17 protein-coding genes and 2 pseudogenes are annotated in these 19,539 nt (G+C 65.5%); 7 read left to right on the top strand and 12 right to left on the bottom strand.

Annotated elements, in window-relative coordinates:
* Positions 1-40: 40 nt before the first annotated feature.
* On the top strand, positions 41-667 hold the full coding sequence (locus tag AADJ02_RS17610) for an AIPR family protein (protein ID WP_341214310.1): 627 nt from the start codon (positions 41-43) through the stop codon (positions 665-667).
* Entirely contained in the window at positions 664-888 is a 225-nt protein-coding gene (locus AADJ02_RS17605) for a hypothetical protein (protein WP_341214309.1), read from the top strand. The genes AADJ02_RS17610 and AADJ02_RS17605 overlap by 4 nt, the downstream gene beginning before the upstream one ends.
* Positions 889-1,207: 319 nt before the next feature.
* On the opposite strand, the gene gyrB is transcribed toward AADJ02_RS17605, so the two are convergent.
* The 9 genes from gyrB to mutM all read right to left on the bottom strand — a co-directional run bounded on the left by gyrB (position 1,208) and on the right by mutM (position 11,333).
* Positions 1,208-3,622 carry a DNA topoisomerase (ATP-hydrolyzing) subunit B gene (gene gyrB / locus AADJ02_RS17600; RefSeq protein WP_341214308.1) on the bottom strand — a complete coding sequence of 805 codons (2,415 nt, stop codon included), beginning with the start codon at positions 3,620-3,622 and terminating at the stop codon, positions 1,208-1,210.
* Between the two features lie 79 nt (positions 3,623-3,701).
* Positions 3,702-4,322: a LysE family translocator gene (locus tag AADJ02_RS17595; protein WP_341214307.1), complete on the bottom strand. Its 621-nt coding sequence runs from the start codon at positions 4,320-4,322 to the stop codon at positions 3,702-3,704.
* On the bottom strand, positions 4,319-4,753 hold the full coding sequence (locus tag AADJ02_RS17590) for a VOC family protein (protein ID WP_341214306.1): 435 nt from the start codon (positions 4,751-4,753) through the stop codon (positions 4,319-4,321). Before AADJ02_RS17590 ends, AADJ02_RS17595 begins: the two co-directional genes overlap by 4 nt.
* The gene (gene recF / locus AADJ02_RS17585) at positions 4,750-5,850 is read right to left on the bottom strand and encodes a DNA replication/repair protein RecF (RefSeq protein ID WP_341214305.1); all 1,101 of its coding nucleotides are present in this window, start codon (positions 5,848-5,850) and stop codon (positions 4,750-4,752) included. The genes AADJ02_RS17590 and recF overlap by 4 nt, the downstream gene beginning before the upstream one ends.
* A 49-nt stretch (positions 5,851-5,899) precedes the next feature.
* Complete coding sequence (dnaN, locus tag AADJ02_RS17580; protein WP_341214304.1) at positions 5,900-7,018, bottom strand: DNA polymerase III subunit beta; 1,119 nt, start codon at positions 7,016-7,018, stop codon at positions 5,900-5,902.
* Positions 7,019-7,187: 169 nt separating this feature from the next.
* Positions 7,188-8,567, bottom strand: a complete 1,380-nt coding sequence (gene dnaA / locus AADJ02_RS17575) for a chromosomal replication initiator protein DnaA (protein WP_341214303.1) — start codon at positions 8,565-8,567, stop codon at positions 7,188-7,190.
* Positions 8,568-9,271: 704 nt separating this feature from the next.
* Entirely contained in the window at positions 9,272-9,538 is a 267-nt protein-coding gene (gene rpsT / locus AADJ02_RS17570) for a 30S ribosomal protein S20 (protein WP_341214302.1), read from the bottom strand.
* A gap of 112 nt (positions 9,539-9,650) precedes the next feature.
* Complete coding sequence (locus AADJ02_RS17565) at positions 9,651-10,427, bottom strand: enoyl-CoA hydratase-related protein (RefSeq protein WP_341214301.1); 777 nt, start codon at positions 10,425-10,427, stop codon at positions 9,651-9,653.
* Positions 10,428-10,481: 54 nt separating this feature from the next.
* Positions 10,482-11,333: a bifunctional DNA-formamidopyrimidine glycosylase/DNA-(apurinic or apyrimidinic site) lyase gene (gene mutM / locus AADJ02_RS17560; RefSeq protein WP_341214300.1), complete on the bottom strand. Its 852-nt coding sequence runs from the start codon at positions 11,331-11,333 to the stop codon at positions 10,482-10,484.
* An 81-nt stretch (positions 11,334-11,414) separates the two neighbouring features.
* Between mutM and ubiE the strand changes: the two genes are divergently transcribed.
* A complete protein-coding gene (gene ubiE, locus AADJ02_RS17555; protein WP_341214299.1) occupies positions 11,415-12,161 on the top strand; it encodes a bifunctional demethylmenaquinone methyltransferase/2-methoxy-6-polyprenyl-1,4-benzoquinol methylase UbiE in 747 nt (248 codons plus the stop codon).
* On the top strand, positions 12,158-13,684 hold the full coding sequence (gene ubiB / locus AADJ02_RS17550; protein ID WP_341214312.1) for a 2-polyprenylphenol 6-hydroxylase: 1,527 nt from the start codon (positions 12,158-12,160) through the stop codon (positions 13,682-13,684). Before ubiE ends, ubiB begins: the two co-directional genes overlap by 4 nt.
* Positions 13,685-13,700: 16 nt before the next feature.
* Here ubiB and AADJ02_RS17545 read toward each other — a convergent pair whose 3' ends face one another.
* A complete protein-coding gene (locus AADJ02_RS17545; RefSeq protein ID WP_341214298.1) occupies positions 13,701-14,366 on the bottom strand; it encodes a flagellar hook capping FlgD N-terminal domain-containing protein in 666 nt (221 codons plus the stop codon).
* Between the two features lie 9 nt (positions 14,367-14,375).
* Entirely contained in the window at positions 14,376-14,912 is a 537-nt protein-coding gene (locus tag AADJ02_RS17540; RefSeq protein WP_341214297.1) for a flagellar hook-length control protein FliK, read from the bottom strand.
* 2,268 nt (positions 14,913-17,180) lie between these two features.
* Between AADJ02_RS17540 and AADJ02_RS17535 the strand changes: the two genes are divergently transcribed.
* From AADJ02_RS17535 to AADJ02_RS17525, 3 genes and pseudogenes are all read left to right on the top strand, one after another.
* A complete protein-coding gene (locus AADJ02_RS17535; RefSeq protein ID WP_341214296.1) occupies positions 17,181-17,495 on the top strand; it encodes a rod-binding protein in 315 nt (104 codons plus the stop codon).
* Entirely contained in the window at positions 17,492-17,842 is a 351-nt protein-coding gene (locus AADJ02_RS17530; protein WP_341214295.1) for a hypothetical protein, read from the top strand. Before AADJ02_RS17535 ends, AADJ02_RS17530 begins: the two co-directional genes overlap by 4 nt.
* A gap of 251 nt (positions 17,843-18,093) precedes the next feature.
* Positions 18,094-18,234, top strand: a pseudogene (locus AADJ02_RS17525) (flagellin); the annotation flags it as partial.
* A gap of 47 nt (positions 18,235-18,281) precedes the next feature.
* On the opposite strand, the pseudogene AADJ02_RS17520 reads toward AADJ02_RS17525, so the two are convergent.
* A pseudogene (locus tag AADJ02_RS17520) lies at positions 18,282-19,490 on the bottom strand (flagellar hook-basal body complex protein); the annotation flags it as partial.
* Positions 19,491-19,539: the final 49 nt, after the last annotated feature.

Raw genomic sequence — 19,539 nt, 5'->3', positions numbered from 1 at the left:
CTACCGGTCAGAACACGCTCAGTGAATTCCCTTCACCGATATGTGCAACAGCGCCTATCAGAACAATGGCATCACAATGACATGTGACAAAGTAGAGCATGGGCCATCGCGAAGATCCCCTAAGATCAAGCTCACAAACGTCCAAATCGTGAATGGAGGGCAGACATCAAACTGTCTTTTCGAAGCCGCAAAAGAAAGCAGAGAAAAAATAGAGGACGTCATTCTTCTTGTCAGGATCATTGAGACGACTTCAGAAGACGTTAAGATGTCAATCGCCGAGACGACGAATAGTCAAACACCTATCAATGTTCGCGATCTGCGCTCGAATGATCGTCAGCAAAGGCAGCTCGAGGAAGCCTTAGCAGACCTCGGATTCTACTATGAGCGAAAAAGCGGACAGCATTCCGACAAACCGTCATCCAACCGTGTTGACGCGTTGGCCGCAGGCCAAGCATACCTTGCGTTCGGCGTTGGGCTTCCAGAAACGGCGAAGAAGGATCGGGGCCGGGTGTTCGGGGATCTTTACGACACCGTATTTGCAGAGGATCTGACTGCGAATAAGCTTCTCACCTCATTTAGGTTGGCTCAACTTATTGCTGAAAGAAAGGAAATATCCGGAAAAAGATTAAGGAGAACTCTCCCCTCGAGGCTGGAGAGATGTCAATGATTGACGGTGCCTTCCACGCGCTGTTTGCTATTCGACAGATTTGCAACCTCGATCATATTGATATGTGGGACTTCGATCTTGCTAAAGATAAGGCGGATGAAGCTATCAGCTTGATATCTGATTTGTACGACAGTGCTCAGACTGAAGACGCCAACTTTTCATCGAACCGGTACTTCAAAGACGCTCGAACAAAAGATCTGATAACAAAAACTGTTGGCTGAGAATATTAGGTCATCTCGCCGCCTGCATACGGTAGAGTAGATCATCTCACTATATAGGCAGCACACCAGCGGCATCGCAGTTGTATGAAGCGCTTTGAGCTTAGTGTCAGAAGCTGCGGGAAGTGGGCCGGTACTGCTCGCGAGTTCGCAGCATAGCCTATCAAGTGAGCGGCTATGGGGTCGGGAAATAGATCTTTTTTCGACTCAGATTTTTCGGGGTAGAGGGGTGCGTGGCGGAAGTTTCCCGTCACGCATTATTTTGGGGTAACTGCGCAAAGTTTTGGTTAGAACGCAACGCTTTGCGCAACCCTACAACAGCTCAGAAGTCGAGATGCTCGACGTTGAGCGCGTTCTGCTGGATGAACTCGCGCCGTGGCTCGACCACGTCGCCCATCAGCTTGGTGAACAGATCGTCGGCCTCGAGCGAATCCTCGATCCGCACCTGCAGGAGCGTGCGCGCCTCCGGGTCCAGCGTGGTTTCCCACAGCTGATCGGGGTTCATCTCGCCCAAGCCCTTGTAGCGCTGTAGCGTCAGGCCGCGCTGGCCCTCCTCAAGGATTGCGGCAAGCAGATCGAGCGGACCGTGGATCAGCTGGGTCCGATCCTTGCGCAGCAGCGTCGCGGGCTGGTCATAGACCTCCTGCAGCGACTTGGTGAAGCTGCCGGTCTTGCGGGCCTCGCCAGAGCGCAGCATCGGCCCGTCGAGGGTGCGGACCTCTTCGACACCGCGCAGGATGCGCGCGAGGCGGATGCCGTGATCCTGGGTGATGCGACCGTGCCAGCCGCGCTCGTATTCGAGCGCGATCAGGTCGAGCCGCTTGGCCACCTTGTCGGCGACGCCTTGCAGGTCAGCATCCACCGCACCGGGCACGAAGGCGCCCGAGATCGCGGCCTGTTCGAGGATGTGGCGCGGGTAATGCGTCGGGAAGGCGTCGAGCACGCGCTTCAATTGCCGCGCTTCGTCGACGACGCGGCGCAAGTCGTTGCCCGTCAACTCCTCACCGGTGCCGAGACGCAGCGAAGTGCCCTCGGTGCCCTGCCGGATCAGGTAGTCGTCCATCGCCGCCTGATCCTTGAGATAGACCTCGGACTTGCCACGTGCGACTTTGTAGAGCGGCGGCTGCGCAATATAGAGATGCCCCGCCTCGATCAGCTCGGGCATCTGCCGGAAGAAGAACGTCAGCAGCAGCGTGCGGATATGCGCGCCGTCGACGTCGGCGTCGGTCATGATGACGATCTTGTGGTAGCGCAGCTTCTTGATGTCGAACTCGTCGCGCCCGATCCCGGTGCCAAGCGCCATCACGAGGTTGCCGATCTCCTGGCTGCCCAGCATACGGTCGAAACGGGCCCGCTCGACGTTGAGGATCTTGCCCTTGAGCGGCAGGATCGCCTGCGTGCCCCGGTCGCGGCCCGTCTGCGCCGAACCGCCAGCCGAGTCGCCCTCGACGAGGAAGACTTCGGTCTTTGAGGGATCCTTCTCGGAGCAATCCTTGAGCTTGCCGGCGAGGAAGTTCACGTCCATCGCGGTCTTGCGGCGGGTCAACTCGCGCGCCTTGCGCGCGGCTTCGCGCGCCAGCGCCGCCTCGACGATCTTGCCGACGATCTGCTTGGCAATGTTGGGATTTTCCTCGAACCACTCGGCAAGTTTCTCGCCCACGAGGTTCTCGACCGCGGGGCGCACTTCGGACGAGACCAGCTTGTCCTTGGTCTGGGACGAGAACTTGGGGTCCGGCACCTTGACCGAAAGCACACAGGTCAGGCCTTCGCGCGCGTCATCGCCGGTGAAGTTCACCTTTTCCTTCTTGGCGATGCCGGAGGTCTGGGCATAGGCGTTGATGGTGCGGGTCAGCGCGCCGCGAAAGCCCGCCATATGGCTGCCGCCGTCGCGCTGCGGGATGTTGTTGGTAAAGGGCAGCACCGTCTCGTGGTAAGTGTCGTTCCACCACATCGCCACCTCGACGCCGATGCCGTCCTTTTCGCCGGTGATATAGATCGGCTCGGGCATGACGGCGTGCTTGGAGCGGTCGAGATACTTCACGAACTCGCGCACGCCGCCCTCGTAGAAGAGTTCGGAATGCAGCGGCTGCGCGGGGCGGTCGTCTTCGAGGATGATCCGCACGCCCGAGTTCAGGAAGGCGAGCTCGCGCAGACGCTTTTCCAGCGTCGCGAAGTCATATTCGAGATTGGTGAAGGTCGTGGTCGAGGCGAGAAAGCGGACCTCGGTACCAGTCTGCTCGGTCGGTCCGACCACCTCGAGGTGTTTGACGGTATCGCCGCGCTCGAAGCGGGCGACGTGTTCCTTGCCGTCGCGCCAGATGCGCAGCTCCAGCCAGTCCGACAGCGCGTTGACGACCGAGACGCCGACGCCGTGCAGACCGCCCGAAACCTTGTAGGAGTTCTGGTCGAATTTGCCGCCCGCGTGCAGCTGGGTCATGATGACCTCGGCGGCCGAGACGCCTTCTTCGCGGTGGATGTCGGTCGGGATGCCGCGACCGTTGTCGCGCACGCTGACCGAGTTGTCGGCATGGATTTTCACCTGCACGAAGTCGGCGTGACCGGCCAGCGCCTCGTCGATACCGTTGTCGACGACTTCGTAGACCATGTGGTGCAGGCCCGAACCGTCGTCGGTGTCGCCGATATACATCCCCGGACGCTTGCGGACCGCATCTAGGCCCTTGAGAACCTTGATGGAATCGGCGCCATAAGCGTTGGGTTGCAGAGCGGGTTCAGACATGGGGGAAATCCTCGGGACGTTACCGGCGGAATATACGAATACTGGTGGGAGATGTCACGGTTTTCCCCCATATTTTGCGTCATAGCAGGGGTATGAGCAGCCCTATGCCGACCAGCATCGCCCCGGCCGCGCGATTGGTCCGCCGGAGCGCCCGGGCCGAGGTCAAAAGCGCCCGCGCGCGGTGGATCGAGGCGGCAAGAACGAGGTTACCGAAGAGCGGCACTGCAAAGGAGATCGCGCAGATCGCCACGATGTCCGGGGCGGTGAGCGCCGAGAGATCGAAGAAGCCGGGCAACATTCCCATGTAGAACAGGATCGCCTTGGGATTACCGAGGATCACCGCGAGCCCGGCGGCAAAGCCCGCCCACATGCCGGGCCGCGTGAGGCGGCTGTTGGTGGCGATGGAGGCATCCGCGTGCCGCCAAAGCAGCACGCCCATGGTCACGAACATCGCCGCCGCGACCCAGCGCAGCGCCTCCAGAAAGCCGCCGTACACCGACAGAACCCAGCTCACGCCAAGGATCGCTAGAAGCGGCCAGAGCACATCTCCCACCACCACCCCGAGCGCCAGCGGCCACGCCGCGTGAAACCCACCCGAAAGCGCCCGCGCGGTGAGCGCGACCCAGACCGGGCCGGGCGTCAGGAACAACACGAAGAGCGCCCCCGCATAAAGCGCGAGGTCGTGTGCGGCGAGGGTCATTCGGGTGTGGGCAATGTCAGCGATCCGTCCTCGCCCAATGGCCAGAACGGGTTGTGCGCGATCTCCCAGACATGGCCGTCGGGGTCGGCGTAATAGCCCGAGTAGCCGCCCCAGAACACCTCCTCGGGGGCCTTGAGCGCCGTGGCGCCCGCATCGAGCGCCGCCTGCCATGCGGCATCCACGCCCGCGCGATCCTCGAAGTTCTGCGCCAGGGTCACGGCCCCGGTGCCAAGCGCCGCGCCGGGCCGCCCCTGATCCTTGGCAAGATCGGCGAGCCCGAACAGCCCCAGAAGGGCGCCGTGCATCTGGTAGAAGGTCACCTTGTCCTGGCTCGACGGATGCGGGGTCCAGCCCAATGCGGCGTAGAAAGCGCGGGCGCGCTCCATGTCGTCAGTGCCAAGGGTGATGAGGGTCACGCGCTGCGGGGTCATGTCTCGTTCCTGATCTGCGAAATGCCGGCGGTTTCGGTCACCTCGATGCGTTGCGCGCGCTCACCCAGGGCCTCGAACAGCCCGGGCTCGGTGCCGGTCATGAAGGCCTGAAGCCCGAGCGCGCAGATCTCGTCATAGAGCGCCGCGCGGCGGCGCGTGTCGAGATGCGCCGCCACCTCGTCGAGCAAAAGCACCGGCGGCGCGCCGCCTTCGACCGACAGGGCGCGGGCATTGGCGAGGATGAGCGAAATGAGCAGCGCTTTCTGCTCTCCGGTCGAGGCATCGCGCGCCGCCACCCCCTTGGCGCGCCACAGCGCGTCGAGATCGGCGCGATGCGGACCGATCAGCGTGCGTCCTGCCGCCATGTCGCGGCTGCGCATCGCGGCGAAGGCCGCGCGCAGCGCCTCGGCCGTCTCGGGCGTCTCGTCGGGATAGGTCAGCGCCAGATCGGCTGTGGGAAAGGCGGTCTCGGTCTCGTCCTGCGCGCTCATGAGCCGCGCGATTGCGGCGCGGCGCGCGGCCGAGATCGTCTCCCCCGCCGCCGCCATGCGGCTCTCCAAGGCGCCGTACCAATGTGGATCGCGTGCCCCGTCCTTCAGGAGCCGGTTGCGTTCGCGCATGGCCTTTTCATAGTCGAGCACGGATTCGGCATGGCCGGGATCGAAGCTCAGCACCGCGCGGTCGAGAAACCGCCTTCGCCCCTCGGCCGCCTCGATCCAGAGCCGGTCCATCGAGGGCACCAGCCACAGCACCCGCAGCACGCGGGCCAGCGCCACCTGCGGCGTGGTCTTGCCATCGATCTGCACGGTGCGGCTCTGGCCCGCCTCGGCGCGGGTCTCGATCTCATGCGGCGCGCCTTCGGCTTCGACCTCGGCCCGGACCACCCATCCAAGCCGCTCGGGCCGCCGCGCAATTTCCTCGGCCCCGGCGCGCCTCATGCCGCGCCCCGGTGACAGCAGCGAAACCGCTTCGATCAGGTTGGTCTTGCCTGCACCGTTGGGACCATGGAGCGCGACGGGCCGTCCGTCGAGCGCGAGCTTGGCACGCTTGTGCGACCTGAAATGCGACAGCTCCAGCGCGGTGACGGCCGCTCTCACGCGCGGCCCTCCCCCACTTCGCTCTTCAAATACTCAGATCCTGCCCGCGTCACACGCGCATCGGCATGACGACATAGACGGCCGAGGTGTCGTCGCCCTCGCGCATCAGGGTCGGATCGCCGGAGGAGTTGAACAGGAACACCGCGTTCTCGCGATCCACCTGATTCGCGATTTCCTGCAGGTACTTGGCATTAAAGCCGATCTCGAGCCGCTCGTCGCCATAAGCCACGGCAAGCTCCTCCTCGGCCGCACCCGAATCGGGGGCGTTGACCGAGAGCACCAGCCGGTCCTCTTCGAGCGACAGTTTCACCGCGCGGCTCCGCTCGGAGCTGACGGTGGCGACCCGGTCCACCGCGCGGGCGAACTCGGCCGCGTCGACCTCGAGACGCTTGGTGTTGTTTTGCGGAATCACCCGGCTGTAATCAGGGAAGGTGCCGTCGATGACCTTGGAGGTCAGGGTGATCGACGGCGTGGCGAACCGCACCTTGGTCTCGCTGACCGAAACCTCGATCAGCGCCTCGTCGTCGTCGAGCAGCTTGCGCAGCTCGTTCACGGTCTTGCGCGGCACGATGACGCCCGCCATCTTCTCGGCCCCTTCGGGCAGCTCGGCGTCGATACGCGCAAGCCGGTGCCCGTCGGTCGCGACGCAGCGCAGCACCCGGCCGCCATCGCCCTCGGCCACGTGCATGTAGACGCCGTTGAGATAGTAGCGCGTCTCTTCGGTCGAAATCGCGAACTTGGCCTTGTCGAACAGGCGGCGCAGCACCGGCGCGGGCGCGGTGAAGCTCGCCTCGTATTCCGAGGAGGCCATGACCGGAAAGTCTTCCTTGGGCAGGGTCGCGAGCTGAAAGTTCGAGCGCCCCGCCTCGATAGTTAGCCGCCCGTTGCCGCCCTGATCGGTGAGCGTCACCAGCGCCCCGTCGGGCAGCTTGCGCACGATCTCGTTCAGCAGCACCGCGGCGACGGTGGTGGAGCCTTCGGCCTCGACCGTGGCCGGGGCCTGATCGACCACCTCGATATCGAGATCGGTGGCGCGAAAGCGGACGCGGCCGTTCTCGGCCTCGATCAGCACGTTGGCGAGAATCGGGATGGTGTTGCGCCGCTCCACGACCGACTGGGCCTGTGCCACGGCCTTGAGCAGAACGCCGCGTTCGATCGAGAATTTCATGTGCATCGCTCCGCTGTTGTCGCAGGCCTTGGCCGGGACTGGAAAACTACCTGTTTTCAGCCCGTCCTCAAGCATTTTCGGCGGTGACGCGGCTTACTCCTCGCGCCGGAGGCGCGGCTTACTCATCACGCCGGAGGCGCGGCGTGTCCATCGCGCCCGAAGGCGCCGCCTATTCCTCGAGCGCGCGGCGCAGCAGTTCGAGATCGTCGGCGATCTGGCTGTCGGTGGACTTCAGCTCTTCGATCTTGCGAACCCCGTGCATGACGGTGGTGTGGTCGCGCCCGCCAAAGCGGCGACCGATCTCGGGCAGCGAGCGCGAGGTCAGCTTCTTGGACAGATACATCGCCACTTGCCGCGGACGGGCATAGTTGCGCACCCGCTTCGGCCCGATCATGTCCGACAGGCGGATGTTGTAATGCTCAGACACCCGGCGCTGGATCTCCTCGACGGTGATCTTGCGATCGGAGGCGCGCAGGATGTCGGCAAGGCAGTCCTGCGTCATCTCGAGCGAGATTTCGCGGCCCACCAGCGAGGCGAAGGCAAAAAGCCGCGTCAGCGCGCCTTCGAGCACGCGCACGTTGTTGGAGATGCGATGCGCGAGGAATTCGAAGACGCCGGGCTGGACCACGATGCCGGGGTATTGCGCGCGGTAATAATCGGCCTTGGCCTGCAGGATGCCGACGCGCAGTTCGAAATCCGTCGGGAACAGGTCCACGACAAGGCCCGAGCCCATGCGCGAGGTGATCCGCTCCTCGACGTCCTTCATGGCACCCGGCGCGCGGTCGGCAGAGATGATGATCCGCTTTCCGGCATCGATCAGTGCGTTGAAGGTGTGGAAGAACTCCTCTTGCGTGGAATCCTTGCCGCCGAGGAACTGGATGTCATCGACCATGAGCACGTCGACCGAGCGGAACAGCTGCTTGAAGTCCATCATGCGCTTGTCGCGCAGCGCGGTGATGAAGCGGTACATGAACTGCTCGGCGGAGGTGAGCACGACCTTCAGATGCGGTTGATGCTGGCGCATCTCGTGACCGATCGCGTGCATCAGATGCGTCTTGCCCAAGCCCACGCCGCCATAAAGGAACAGCGGGTTGAAGCCGAGGCTGCCGCCTTCGGCGATCCGGCGGGCGGCGGCATGGGCCATCTCGTTGGGCTTGCCCACGACGAAGCGGTCGAAGGTGAAGCGCGGATCGAGCGTGGCCGAAGGGGTCGCGTCATCGTCGTCGGAGGCCAGCGCCGGGGCAGCGGGCTGGCCAGAGGCGTGGCCAGAGGCGGCGACGGCCGCGGGGCGGGGGGCCGCGGCGGAATTGGCGGACTGCGCGAAGATCAGGCGCTGCACGGTGATGCCGGCGCGGGCCAGCTGCGTCAGGATCTGGTCGCCGAAGTTCTGCAGGACATAGTTGCCGTGGAAGGTGGTGGGCACGTGGAAGCGCGCGACACCGTCGACCAGCGCCTCGAAGCGCAGCGGTGCGATCCAGGTGGTGTGGTTGTTGGTGCCCACCGCCTGCTTGAGCTCTTCGCTGACCTGCGCCCAGATTTCGTTCGTCATGACCTGTCCCCGACCTGCCTTCATCGTCACCCGTGCGCGCCCGCCGCGCCCGGCTTTCGCGACCCACATCGAGGCACAGATGATACGGCCGCCGGCGAGCATGCGCCGACGCTTTTCCGTACCGGACTGACCTAACCTCCGGACCCGAACGGAGACGGGCATGCCCGCCGACCGCTCTCGCAGTTCGGCCCGGGATTGGCACATGACGGCAGTGACGCCTGCCGGAATGGCAGACGCAATGCAGACAAGCGCGAGACGGCGAATGGCACGGCCAAAGCCGTGCGCCCGTCACGCTCATGAGAGCTGGCACCCGTTTCGCGGTTCCGATTGTCTCGGCCGTGCAGCTGGCCTTGGGACCACCGTGGTGCCGACTCGCCCATGTTCCCCCAGGAACGATGTGAATCGCAGGGCCAAGTTAGCGCTTGGCCTCGGAGGGCATCAACCGAACAACGCGCTTGACGACGGACTCCGCTGAATCGAATCCGGCGGGAAATTCCCGGGCCCCTGAATCCTAAGGGCGCGGCAGGAGAGGGGTGCGAAGCCGCCACAGGGGCGATTTCCAGACCCCGATATCCTAAGGGGCCAACTTGACAGTGACATGACGCAAGGGCCGCCGATTCTTTCGCAGCGGCAGCGAAACGGCATGAAAAAAAGGGCGCCCCTTTCGGGGCACCCTTTTGAATTCATTCGCCTGTCAGGCGATATCAGGCGGCGAGCGCCTTCACGCGCGACGACAGGCGCGAGATCTTGCGAGCGGCGGTGTTCTTATGAACGACGCCTTTGGTAACGCCGCGCATCAGCTCGGGCTGAGCCTCGCGGAGGGCGGTCTGAGCCGCGTCCTGCTGGCCGGAGGCGATTGCCTCTTCGACCTTGCGCAGGAAGGTACGAATGCGCGAACGGCGCATCTTGTTGATCGCGAAGCGGCGCTCGTTCTGGCGAGCGCGCTTCTTGGACTGGGGCGTGTTGGCCATGTGTCGAGAATCCACTTGCGGGGTAACTGTTCTGAAGCCGCGTCTCTAAGGCCGACTCGGTTGGTAGTCAACCTGTCGCGCCGCCTTTTCCACAGCCCTTGCGTCTCGGGTCTCAGCGGTCGCGGTACTGCGGCTCGCGCTTTTCGCGGAACGCCGCCATGCCCTCGGCCTGATCCTCGGTCGAGAACAGCGCCTCGAACAGACGACGCTCATAGGCCAGCCCCTCGCCGAGCGGCAGATCTTGGCTGCGATTCACCGCGTCCTTGATGGCGAGCACCGACATCTGGCTCTTCTCGGCGATCTTGGTGGCGGCGGCGCGGGCCTCCTGTTCGAGCTGGCGCGCGGGCACGACCCGGCTCACCAGACCGCTGCGCTCGGCCTCCTCGGCCGACATGAAACGCCCCGTGAGATGCATGTCCATCGCCTTGGGCTTGCCCACCGCGCGGGTAAGCCGCTGGCTGCCGCCCATCCCCGCCATGATTCCGAGGTTCACCTCCGGCTGGCCGAACTTGGCGCTATCGGCGGCGATGATGAAGTCGCAGGCCATGGCCAGCTCACAACCGCCGCCCAGCGCATAGCCCGCAACGGCCGCGATGATCGGTTTGCGCACCCGCGCGAGCCGCGCCATGTCGCCTGCATAAAGCGCGCGGCGATACATCTCGACAAAGCCCAGATCCGCCATCTCGGCCACGTCGGCGCCCGCGGCAAAGGCCTTGTCCGAGCCGGTCAGCACGATGCAGCGCACCTTGTCGGAGGCGTCCGCCGCCTCAAGCGCGCCCACCAGCTCGCGCAGCAGCACCGAGTTGATGGCGTTCATCGCCTCGGGGCGGTTGAGCGTGATGGTGGCGATGTCGTCGAGGGTCTCGACGAGGATGGTGCTGTAGGCCATGGGCGTCTCCGGCTGCTTTGGCGAAACCTGCCGCGCCCGACCTCGGCGATCAAGTCACCTCTGGCACCGCGCGCACAGGAAGGTGGAACGCCCCGACTGCACGATTCGCTCCACCGTGCCGCCACAATGCGGCGTGGCGCAGTTCGCCCCCTCGCGATCATAGACCCGAAACCCGTGCTGGAAGTAGCCCATCGCCCCATCCGCCTGCCGGTAATCCTTGAGCGAGGAGCCGCCCGAAGCGATTGCCTCCTCGAGCACCACGCGGATGAGCGGCACCAGCGACGCGATCCGCGCCGCCGAGATCCGCCCGGCCTTGCGGCGCGGATCGACACCGGCACGGTGCAGCACCTCGCAGACATAGATATTGCCCAGCCCCGCCACCACGCGTTGGTCCAGAAGTGCCGTCTTGATCGGCACCATCCGCCCCTTGAGCCGCTCCACGAGATAGGCCTCATCAAAGGCGTTGCCCAAGGGCTCCGGCCCGATATCGCGCAAGAGCCAATGCGCCTCGACCGTCGCGGTGGGGGCGAGGTCCATCGCCCCGAAGCGCCGAGCGTCGTTGAAGGTTACCCGCGCGCCGCCCTCCATGTCGAACACGACATGGTCGTGCTTGGCCGGGGCCGGATGCGCGTGGTGAAACCGACCCAGTTTCATGCCCGACACCGTCATCCGCCCCGACATGCCCAGGTGCACGATCAGCGTCTCGCCGCCCGAAAGGTCCGCAAGGAGGTATTTCGAGCGCCTGCGCAGCCGCTCAACCCGCTGTCCCGTCAGCCGCGCGGCCATGCCATCGGGAAACGGCCAGCGCAGATCGGGGCGGTTCACATGGGCGGTTTCAATCACCGCCCCCTCCATCGCCGGGGCAAGCCCGCGACGAACCGTCTCGACCTCGGGCAATTCGGGCATCGGTTCTTTCTTTCAGCTGCGGCGGGCTATATGCCGCCCTTGGACCCTATCAAGGGATCGTAGCGGCACGGGACAAGACCCTTGAGCGAAGACCAGACCACCCATTTTGGCTACCAGACCGTTCGCGAAGAGGACAAGGCCGACCGCGTGCGCGGCGTCTTCACCTCCGTGGCCTCGCGCTACGACGTGATGAACGACGTGATGTCGGGCGGCATCCATCGCCTCTGGAAGGATGCGATGATGGATTGGCTGGCGCCGCGGCCCGGCCAGCGCCTGCTCGATGTCGCGGGCGGCACCGGCGACGTGTCGTTCCGGTTTCTGGGCCGCGCCGGCCACGGCCATGCCACGGTCTGCGACCTGACCGAATCCATGCTGGTCGAAGGCCGCAAGCGCGCCGAGGCCGAGCGGCTCGAGAGCAGCCTCGACTGGGTCGTGGGCGACGCGATGGCCTTGCCCTTCCCGGACAACAGCTTCGACGTCTACACGATCAGCTTCGGCATCCGGAACGTGACCCGGCCGCAAAAGGCGCTGGACGAGGCCTACCGCGTGCTGCGCCCCGGCGGGCGACTTATGGTGCTGGAGTTCTCCCATATCCCCAACGACCTGATGCAGAAGGCCTACGATCTCTACAGTTTCAATGTCATCCCCGCGATGGGCCAGCTCATCGCGAACGACCGTGACAGCTACCAATATCTCGTGGAATCGATCCGCCGCTTCCCGGATCAGGAAACCTTTCTCGGCATGGTCAAACAGGCGGGCTTCGAACAGGCGAAGTATCGCAACCTGACCATGGGCGTCGCCTGCCTGCATTCGGGATGGAAGCTCTGAGAGGCCCGCACAACCTCGTTCGGCTGATCCGCACCGGCGCCACCTTCGAGCGCACCGGCGCGATGGCCGTGGTGCTCGACGCGATGGACGCGCCGAAGCCGCTGCGCGTGGCAATCCGCCTTTTCGCCGCGCCGTTCCGCTGGCTCGGCTACGAAGGCGACCCGATGATGCCGCCCGCGACCCGCGCCATCACCGCGCTTGGGCCCGCCTACATCAAGTTCGGTCAGATCCTGTCGACCCGCCCCGACGTGGTGGGCGACGAGCTGGCCGTGCAGCTGCGCGTGCTGCAAGACAGCCTGCCGCCCTTTCCGACGAGCCAGGCCAAGCGTGCGATCGCGCTCGAACTGGGCCAGCCGGTCGAGGGGCTGTTCTCCGAATTCTCCGAGCCCGTCGCCGCCGCCTCGATTGCGCAGGTGCACCGGGCGCGGTTGGCCGAAACCGGCGAAACGGTGGCCGTGAAGGTGCTGCGCCCCGGTATCGAAAAGGCGTTTCGCCGCGACATCGAGGCGTTCTATTTCGCCGCCCGGATGATCGAGCGGCTGTCGCCCGCCTCGCGCCGCCTGCGCCCGGTCGAGGTGATCGCGCATTTCGAAAGCGTGGTGCTGGGCGAGCTGGACTTGCGGCTCGAAGCCGCCGCCGCCGCCGAATTCGCCGCCAACACCGCCCGTGACGAGGGATTCGCCGTGCCAACGCTGCGCTGGCATATCTCGGGGCGGCGCGTGATGACCATGGGCTGGGTCGATGGCATCGGCGCGGCCGAGGTCATGGAGATCGACGCCGCCGGGCACGACCGCAAGCGCCTCGCCGCCCGGGTGCTGCAGCTGTTCCTCGCCCATGCGCTGCGCGACGGCTATTTCCACGGCGACATGCATCAGGGCAATCTAAAGGTCGGCCCCGACGGCACGCTGATCGCGCTCGATTTCGGGATCATGGGGCGGATCGACGAATACACGCGCAGAGTCTATGCCGAGATCATCTTCGGTTTCATCCGCAAGGATTACCGCCGCGTCGCCGAGGTGCATTTCGAGGCGGGCTACGTCCCCGCCGACCGCGACGTCGATGCCTTCGCCTCGGCCTTGCGCGCCGTGGGCGAGCCGATCTTCGGCATGGATGCGAGCCGCATTTCCATGGCGCGGCTGCTCAACTACCTGTTCGAGGTGACCGAACGCTTCGGCATGGAAACTCGCACCGAGTTGATCCTCTTGCAGCGCACCATGGTGGTGGTCGAGGGCGTGGCACGCACGCTCGACCCGCATATCAACATCTGGGAGGCCTCGCGCCCGGTGGTCGAGGACTATATCCGCGAGAGCATCGGCCCCAAGGCCGTGGCCCGCGATCTCGGCCGCACGATTCAGGTGCTGTCACGCTTTGGGCCGCGCCTGCCCGCGCTGGCCGAAGCCGCCCTCGTGCGCCAGAGCCATCCCGAGCCCGAACCGCGCCGCCGCGACCTGCCCCCCTTGGGTTGGATCGCCGTCGGGGCGGCTCTGACGGCGGCGGCGGGCTGGGTCGCCTCGCTGGTCTAGAGCGCCTCGTGCAACTCTAAAGTGCCTCGCGCAGTGCCGTGACCGCCGCCGAGGCCACCTCGCTCCCGCCATCGATCACCAGCATCGGCCCATCGGCCCCGAGCCTGACCTCGCGCACCCGGCCATATGTCTCGACGGTCTCGCGGCCGATTTCCTCGCCCTCAGCGATGCTCACCAGTTCGAACCCATAGGGGCCGGACGGCAGGGTGTATCCATCCGCGCTTACCCCGGCCCAATCGAGGCTTTGCGTCCCGGCGGACACGGCGTGGCGCCAGACCTCCCGGCCAGTGGCATCCGTCACCACCAGCTCGCCCGCCTCGGCTCCCGCTTGGGTCTTGAGATCGAGCGGGATCGGCGCGCCGTCGAACTGGGCAGGCATCGGTGCGCGCGCCTCGCGCCCGACCCAGCCCGCGATATCCGACAGCCCACCCGACCCCATGCTGGCCGCCAGCGCCGCCAGCATGTCGTTGGTCTTCACCTGCTGCTCAACCCCTGAGAACGTGGCGAGTTGAACCGCGTAATCGGCCGAATCCATCGGCTCGAGCGGGTCTTGGTTGCGGATCTGCGCGGTGAGCATCTTGAGGAACATGTCGAAGTCCGAAGCGCTGGCCGCGCTCACGGGGCTTTTCGACGAGGCGGGGCTGACCGCTGCGGCGCCGATGGTATCGGAAGTGAGGTTCATGGCGAACTCCTAGAGACGTAGATCAAGGCCGGACCCGGGCTGGCCTGCCAAGGGTGGTCGCAATGCTGGCGCCAGGGCGTCGATCTCCGGCACCGGTCGGCCCGAAGCGTCGGTGGGCACGGCGGGGATCCGGTCCTCGCCCCCTCCCGCTCCGCCTTGGGCCCCGCCCTGCCCCCCAAAGCCGATATCGACCGAGCGGTAGCCCAGCGCGCGAAACTCCTGCGCCAACTCGTGCAGATGGCGACGCAGAAGCTCCGTCGTCTCATGGCGTTCTGCGGTGATGATCAGGCTCACCCGGTCTCCGTCGGTCTGCATCTGCAGCGCCACCCGGCCCAGTTCCTCGGGATCGAGACGGATCTCGACCTGCCCGTTCGGGGCGTTGGTGATCGCCGTGCCGATCTGCTGCGTCATGGGCCGCGCCGCAGGCAAGGTTTCGGCGCGCGCCTCGAACAAGGTCGCCCCAAGCGGTCGGTCCGGCACGACGCCCGACACCTGCCCCAAAAGCGGCGCACCGTCGGGCTCCCCCCGCCCGACCTCGACCGTCACAGGCCCCGAGGCGGGCCCACTAACGGGTATGGCGTTCGCCACCGAAACGATGGGCCGCGTCGCCTCCATCGAGCGCCTGTCGGACCCAAGGGGCAGTGCTGCGATCCTTTGCGAAAGATCCTGACGGGCGGGAGCAACGTCGTCGCGTGGCGCAGGCGCAGGGGGGCCATCGAGGGACGAAGCGTCGCGGACGACGCCCATTGTTCCGGCCGCAGGAGCGGGCCAGACCCTACCCTGTCCCACGCCCCGATCCGGCTCCGGGGCCCGTTCCCGATCCGCCTGCGGGCCGGTTGGCCGAAGGCCCGCGGGAGGGCGTATCGAAGCCGTTTCACCTTGGGGCAACGGCGCTGTCGGCGCGGCCTGCCCTCCGCCTGCGAGCAGAGCCGTCCCCGAGGGCGGCAAAGAGGGCGTTATTCCCGTGAAAATTGACTGCGACGATGATCCCGAAACCCTGAACCCTTCGAGGGCAGCGGACTCTGGCAGCCTGTTGCCCTGAGACAATACGCCGGATGATCTCTCGATCACGGCCTTCGGCGCCGGCTCGAGCTGCGGGGCCTGTCCGGCGCTGCCCAGAGCACGGTTCGGCTCCGCCGTGGTTTGGGCTGTCGAAGCCGCGCCCATAGGCCCCTCCCGCGTCGGCGAAGAAGACCTGAGCGTGCCGGATATGGGCACCATCGAGATCCGATTTTCGTCGCCCGCCCCTTCGAACCGGCCTCGCGTGTCCAGCTTGGCCGCGTCGCCTGACCCCAAGTGAGTCATCTCACGGAGCACCGACCGTTCTGTGCCGCCGCTCGATGTTGTGCCCACCACATCTTCGGTTTGGATAACTCGGTTGTCCAACTGTGGCGAAGCCCCGCCCGCCGACGGCAGGGCCGTAGCAGTGTCAGGTGTCGCGATATCGGGTTTGACGGCTCCCGTTGGAATCAAGGAGGCCCGGCCTGTTTCAGCCATCGCGAACTTCTCCCGTCCCCTCACAGGCTGGATCGTATCCTGTGCGTTTTTGATCGGTGATGCGGACATGATCCCATGAGGTGCCTCGACGCCTCGGAGGGGCGTGGCACGCGTGTTCCGTACCTTGCCATCTTCGTATGCATGACCAAGGTTCGGACGGGGCTCGGCCCTTGTTTCTCGGGCCGCTGAACGGTCAGGCAATGGCTGAACAGCATAAGGAAATGTCCCTTCTCGCCTCGCGAACGCTCCGAAAGACGGCGAGGCTATGTCCGCAACCGGCGTACTCCTGGTCACAGATCCCGCGTCGGATCGCGGCGATGCGTTCAGGCCCTGCAAAACCGGAAACGCGGCGGGATCAGACGCTGGCAGCCCTTTCCGGCCTTGCATCTCCACTGGCCACTCCCGAGATTCGCTTCGTGTGTCGGGTACCGGCGGGATTTCGGCCGAGTCATGCGAAAAGGTCTCTGGCCCCCGTGAAACGGCGACGTAGGCAGAGCCAAGGCTGCCAGCAGTCGATGACGCCGCCCGTTCGACCCGGGCCTGCTGCATCGTCAGATCAGACACATCGCGGGAATGTGGATCCGTTCGCCCTTCTCTCGGCCCAATGTCGCTGAGGACTGCTCCATCGGAGCGCTCCGTCCGTAGATCACGTCGCGCCATGGGCACCGTCATGACCTCTGCGCCTGACCCCTCCTTACCCGAGCCAGGCGTGGCCTGCGGTGGCATATCTTCGGTCGTGGCCCAGATGACGGGTCCCTGCCCGGTGGCTGCTTCGAGTGGCTGAGGCTTGTTAAGTGCATAGCCGCCTCGGCCCGGAACGGCCTCTTTCGAGCCGACTGTCGGCGCCACAAAGACCACCGGTACGGCAGGCTGCTCAGCTGTGGCCTCCGGTAGGCTTCCGAGCGTGGGATCATGCTCGGGGGTTAGCGGATCGGCTTCGCGCCTCGCCGACAAGACCCGGCCCGCGGCATCCAACGGCCCCTTCGACGTTTGCTTAGGCATCGTGTCGCTGTCCGGCAAAGGAGCGGCCAACGCCTCTGCCGTCGCAACCGCCTTCGCCGAAACCATCGGCGCGCCCATCGACGGCCCTTCGGGCAACGCCGCGAACAGCCCGGCGAAATCACCCTCGGCCACGGGATCCGGGAGGCGATCGGGCCGGATCGGCACGGAGGCGTTTCGAGACCCGAGAGGGAGGGGGTCGAACATGCGCGGTCCTTTCTAGGCGGCGGCTGAGACGCAGCATGACGCACAAGGCTTACCCAATATTTACCACGCAGGCGGATTGTCGGGCCCAGCCCCAAGCAAAGGAGACCACCCATGAACCCTGCCAGCCTCATGACCCCGACACCGAGCGCGCCCCCGCCTCCGACCCTGCCGCCTGCGCCCCAACCCACCGGTTCCACCCGGACGGACCCGTTGTGGAAGGCAGCCCAGAGCCTCGAGGCGGGCTTTCTGTCAGAACTTCTGCGCCTGTCGGATCCCGGTCCGCCCGAAAGCGGCTTTGGCGGTGGTGCCGGCGAGGATCAATTCCGCTCCTTTCTCTTTCAGGCCCAAGCGGAGCGGATGGTGGCCGCGGGCGGAATTGGTCTGGCCGAACGGCTCTATGCCGGTCTTTCGGGGCGTGCGGCATGAGTGGCCAGGCCCTGATGCGCCTTGCGACGTTGCTCGCACGCGAAAAGGCGGCCCTGCTGTCCGGCGACTTTGCCGCGCTGGGCACCTTGGTCGAGCCGAAGCAAGACCTGCTCGATGCGCTGTCGAAGCCCTCGGCCGACACGACTTCCCTAGACACGATCGAGGCGCTGGAGCGCGATCTTGCGCAGACGGCACGGCTGCTCGAAGCCGCACTTGCCGGGTTGCGCGATGGCCGAGCCCGGGCCGAGGCCTTGCGCGCGGCACGCGACGGCTTTGCCACCTATGACCGCGACGGGCAGAGCCGGGGGGCCGAGGCGGCGACACCGGTTCTGCGGCGCCGCGCGTGAGGCGGCGCCGGAGCATGGCAAGTCCGAGGCGTTCGATTCGAATTTCTTGCATTCCCTTGGGGGCGTTAGGCCGCGCTTAAGCCCCGCCTGTCACAACGATCCTGTCCCCCGAATATGGGATACACGCCACGGCGGCGGGGAATGTCTCCGGTCCGCACGAAGTCAGAATGGCTGTCAGCGGCCCTGCCAAAAGCAGGGTCTTGATTGAAACCCGGCGCGCGAAGGCCGCCGAGCTTTGGGACCGCACACATATGTCCAGCATTCTGACCAACAACGGCGCCATGGTTGCGCTGCAGACCCTCAAGGGAATCAACTCCGACCTCTCCAAGACCCAGACCGAGATCTCGACCGGCAAGTCGGTCTCCTCGGCCAAGGACAACTCCACGGTCTGGATCACCTTGGCATTGGAGGAATAGGCCCTCTGGGTCTGGATCAGCTGCGTCAGCTCGGAGGCAACATCGACCGTCGATTCCTCGCGCGCGAAGCCGACGATATCGCCGGTCGGCCCGTCGCCCGCGTTCCATAGCAACATCTCGCCGCTCTCGCGGGTGAGCGAGTAGGATTGCCCGTCATGCGTCTCGAGACCGTTGGAATTGGCCACGTCGACGAGCGGCACCTGATAGATGCGCCGGCTTGCGCCATTGTCGTAATAGGCGTGGACGAACCCGCCCGGATCGACCTCGACCGAGGTGAGATTGCCGGTCGCGGCACCGTCACGGCCGACCGAGAGCGGCGCGAAGACGCCCGCGAGTTGCGATATCCCGCCAGACACCCCCGGCAGTCCTACGTCGAGTTCGATCGGGCCGCCGGCCACGTCGATGGTGAACTTCCCGGTTTCGAGATCGAAAGCCCCACCGGTGGTGGCGGTCATCGTCGCCAGCGTCCCACCCGCGCCGCGGCTGTCGTCGAAGACCATCGTATATTCCCCCACCACCGCATCGGCCGAGGCGCTGTCGGTGATCTCGAGGGTCCATTCGTTGGTCGGCGGGGCGCCGGCGGCGGGGACCGAGGGCATGAACATCAGGCTCAGCTTCTGGGTGGTGCCGAGGTTGTCGTAATACTCGACCGTCAACTCCTCGGGCAGGCCGAGCGATTCCGACTGCGTCTCGGTCGCTGGCAGGTTCACAGCAAGCGTCACCTCGGTGGTGGCCATGCCCGACAGTTCGCCCGCGGGGACGCGCACCGGCAAAAGCCCCCCGGCGGTGTCACGCGGATAGGTGCCGATCGTGCCGTCGAGTTCGGCGGGCCAGCCCAGCAGCGTCTGGCCGTCCGAGGTGCGCAGATAGCCATCCTCGTCGGCGCGGAACGACCCGGTGGTGGTCAGGCGGAAATCCTCGGTGCCGCGCTCGCCCGCCATGGCCGATGAGCTGACCGGAAGGAAACCGCGTCCGCGCACCGCAAGATCGGTGGGATTGGTGGTCGAGGACAGCGCGCCGCTTTCGTCGATGAGCCGTTGCGAGGTGGTCGAGACGCCGCCCGCGACGTATCGGCCCGATTCATTGCCCAGAACCAGCGAATGGAAATCCGTCACCGCGCGGCGATAGCCGTAGGTGGCGGAGTTGGCGATATTGTCCGAGATCGTCGCGAGGCGGTGCGCGTTGGCCGCCAGACCGGACACGCCGGCGCTGAGGGAAGAGGAGATCGTCATGGAAGACCTTTCCGCTGGATCGGGGGAGTTCGGTTGGTTGTTGGCCTAA

Source organism: uncultured Limimaricola sp. (assembly GCF_964022235.1).
GTDB lineage: Bacteria > Pseudomonadota > Alphaproteobacteria > Rhodobacterales > Rhodobacteraceae > Limimaricola.
Note: the sequence above shows the minus strand (reverse complement) of the source record. Positions and strands in the feature narration are given on the sequence as shown.

Excerpts from the sequence above, each read along its gene's own strand:
- AADJ02_RS17565 (WP_341214301.1), bottom strand. The coding sequence starts at position 10,427 with ATGGCCTACAGCACCATCCTCGTCGAGACCCTCGACGACATCGCCACC.
- AADJ02_RS17590 (WP_341214306.1), bottom strand. The coding sequence starts at position 4,753 with ATGACCCCGCAGCGCGTGACCCTCATCACCCTTGGCACTGACGACATG.
- dnaN (WP_341214304.1), bottom strand. The coding sequence starts at position 7,018 with ATGAAATTCTCGATCGAACGCGGCGTTCTGCTCAAGGCCGTGGCACAG.
- AADJ02_RS17595 (WP_341214307.1), bottom strand. The coding sequence starts at position 4,322 with ATGACCCTCGCCGCACACGACCTCGCGCTTTATGCGGGGGCGCTCTTC.
- gyrB (WP_341214308.1), bottom strand. The coding sequence starts at position 3,622 with ATGTCTGAACCCGCTCTGCAACCCAACGCTTATGGCGCCGATTCCATC.
- rpsT (WP_341214302.1), bottom strand. The coding sequence starts at position 9,538 with ATGGCCAACACGCCCCAGTCCAAGAAGCGCGCTCGCCAGAACGAGCGC.
- AADJ02_RS17545 (WP_341214298.1), bottom strand. The coding sequence starts at position 14,366 with ATGAACCTCACTTCCGATACCATCGGCGCCGCAGCGGTCAGCCCCGCC.
- dnaA (WP_341214303.1), bottom strand. The coding sequence starts at position 8,567 with ATGACGAACGAAATCTGGGCGCAGGTCAGCGAAGAGCTCAAGCAGGCG.
- mutM (WP_341214300.1), bottom strand. The coding sequence starts at position 11,333 with ATGCCCGAATTGCCCGAGGTCGAGACGGTTCGTCGCGGGCTTGCCCCG.
- AADJ02_RS17605 (WP_341214309.1), top strand. The coding sequence starts at position 664 with ATGATTGACGGTGCCTTCCACGCGCTGTTTGCTATTCGACAGATTTGC.
- AADJ02_RS17535 (WP_341214296.1), top strand. The coding sequence starts at position 17,181 with ATGAACCCTGCCAGCCTCATGACCCCGACACCGAGCGCGCCCCCGCCT.
- AADJ02_RS17610 (WP_341214310.1), top strand. The coding sequence starts at position 41 with ATGTGCAACAGCGCCTATCAGAACAATGGCATCACAATGACATGTGAC.
- AADJ02_RS17530 (WP_341214295.1), top strand. The coding sequence starts at position 17,492 with ATGAGTGGCCAGGCCCTGATGCGCCTTGCGACGTTGCTCGCACGCGAA.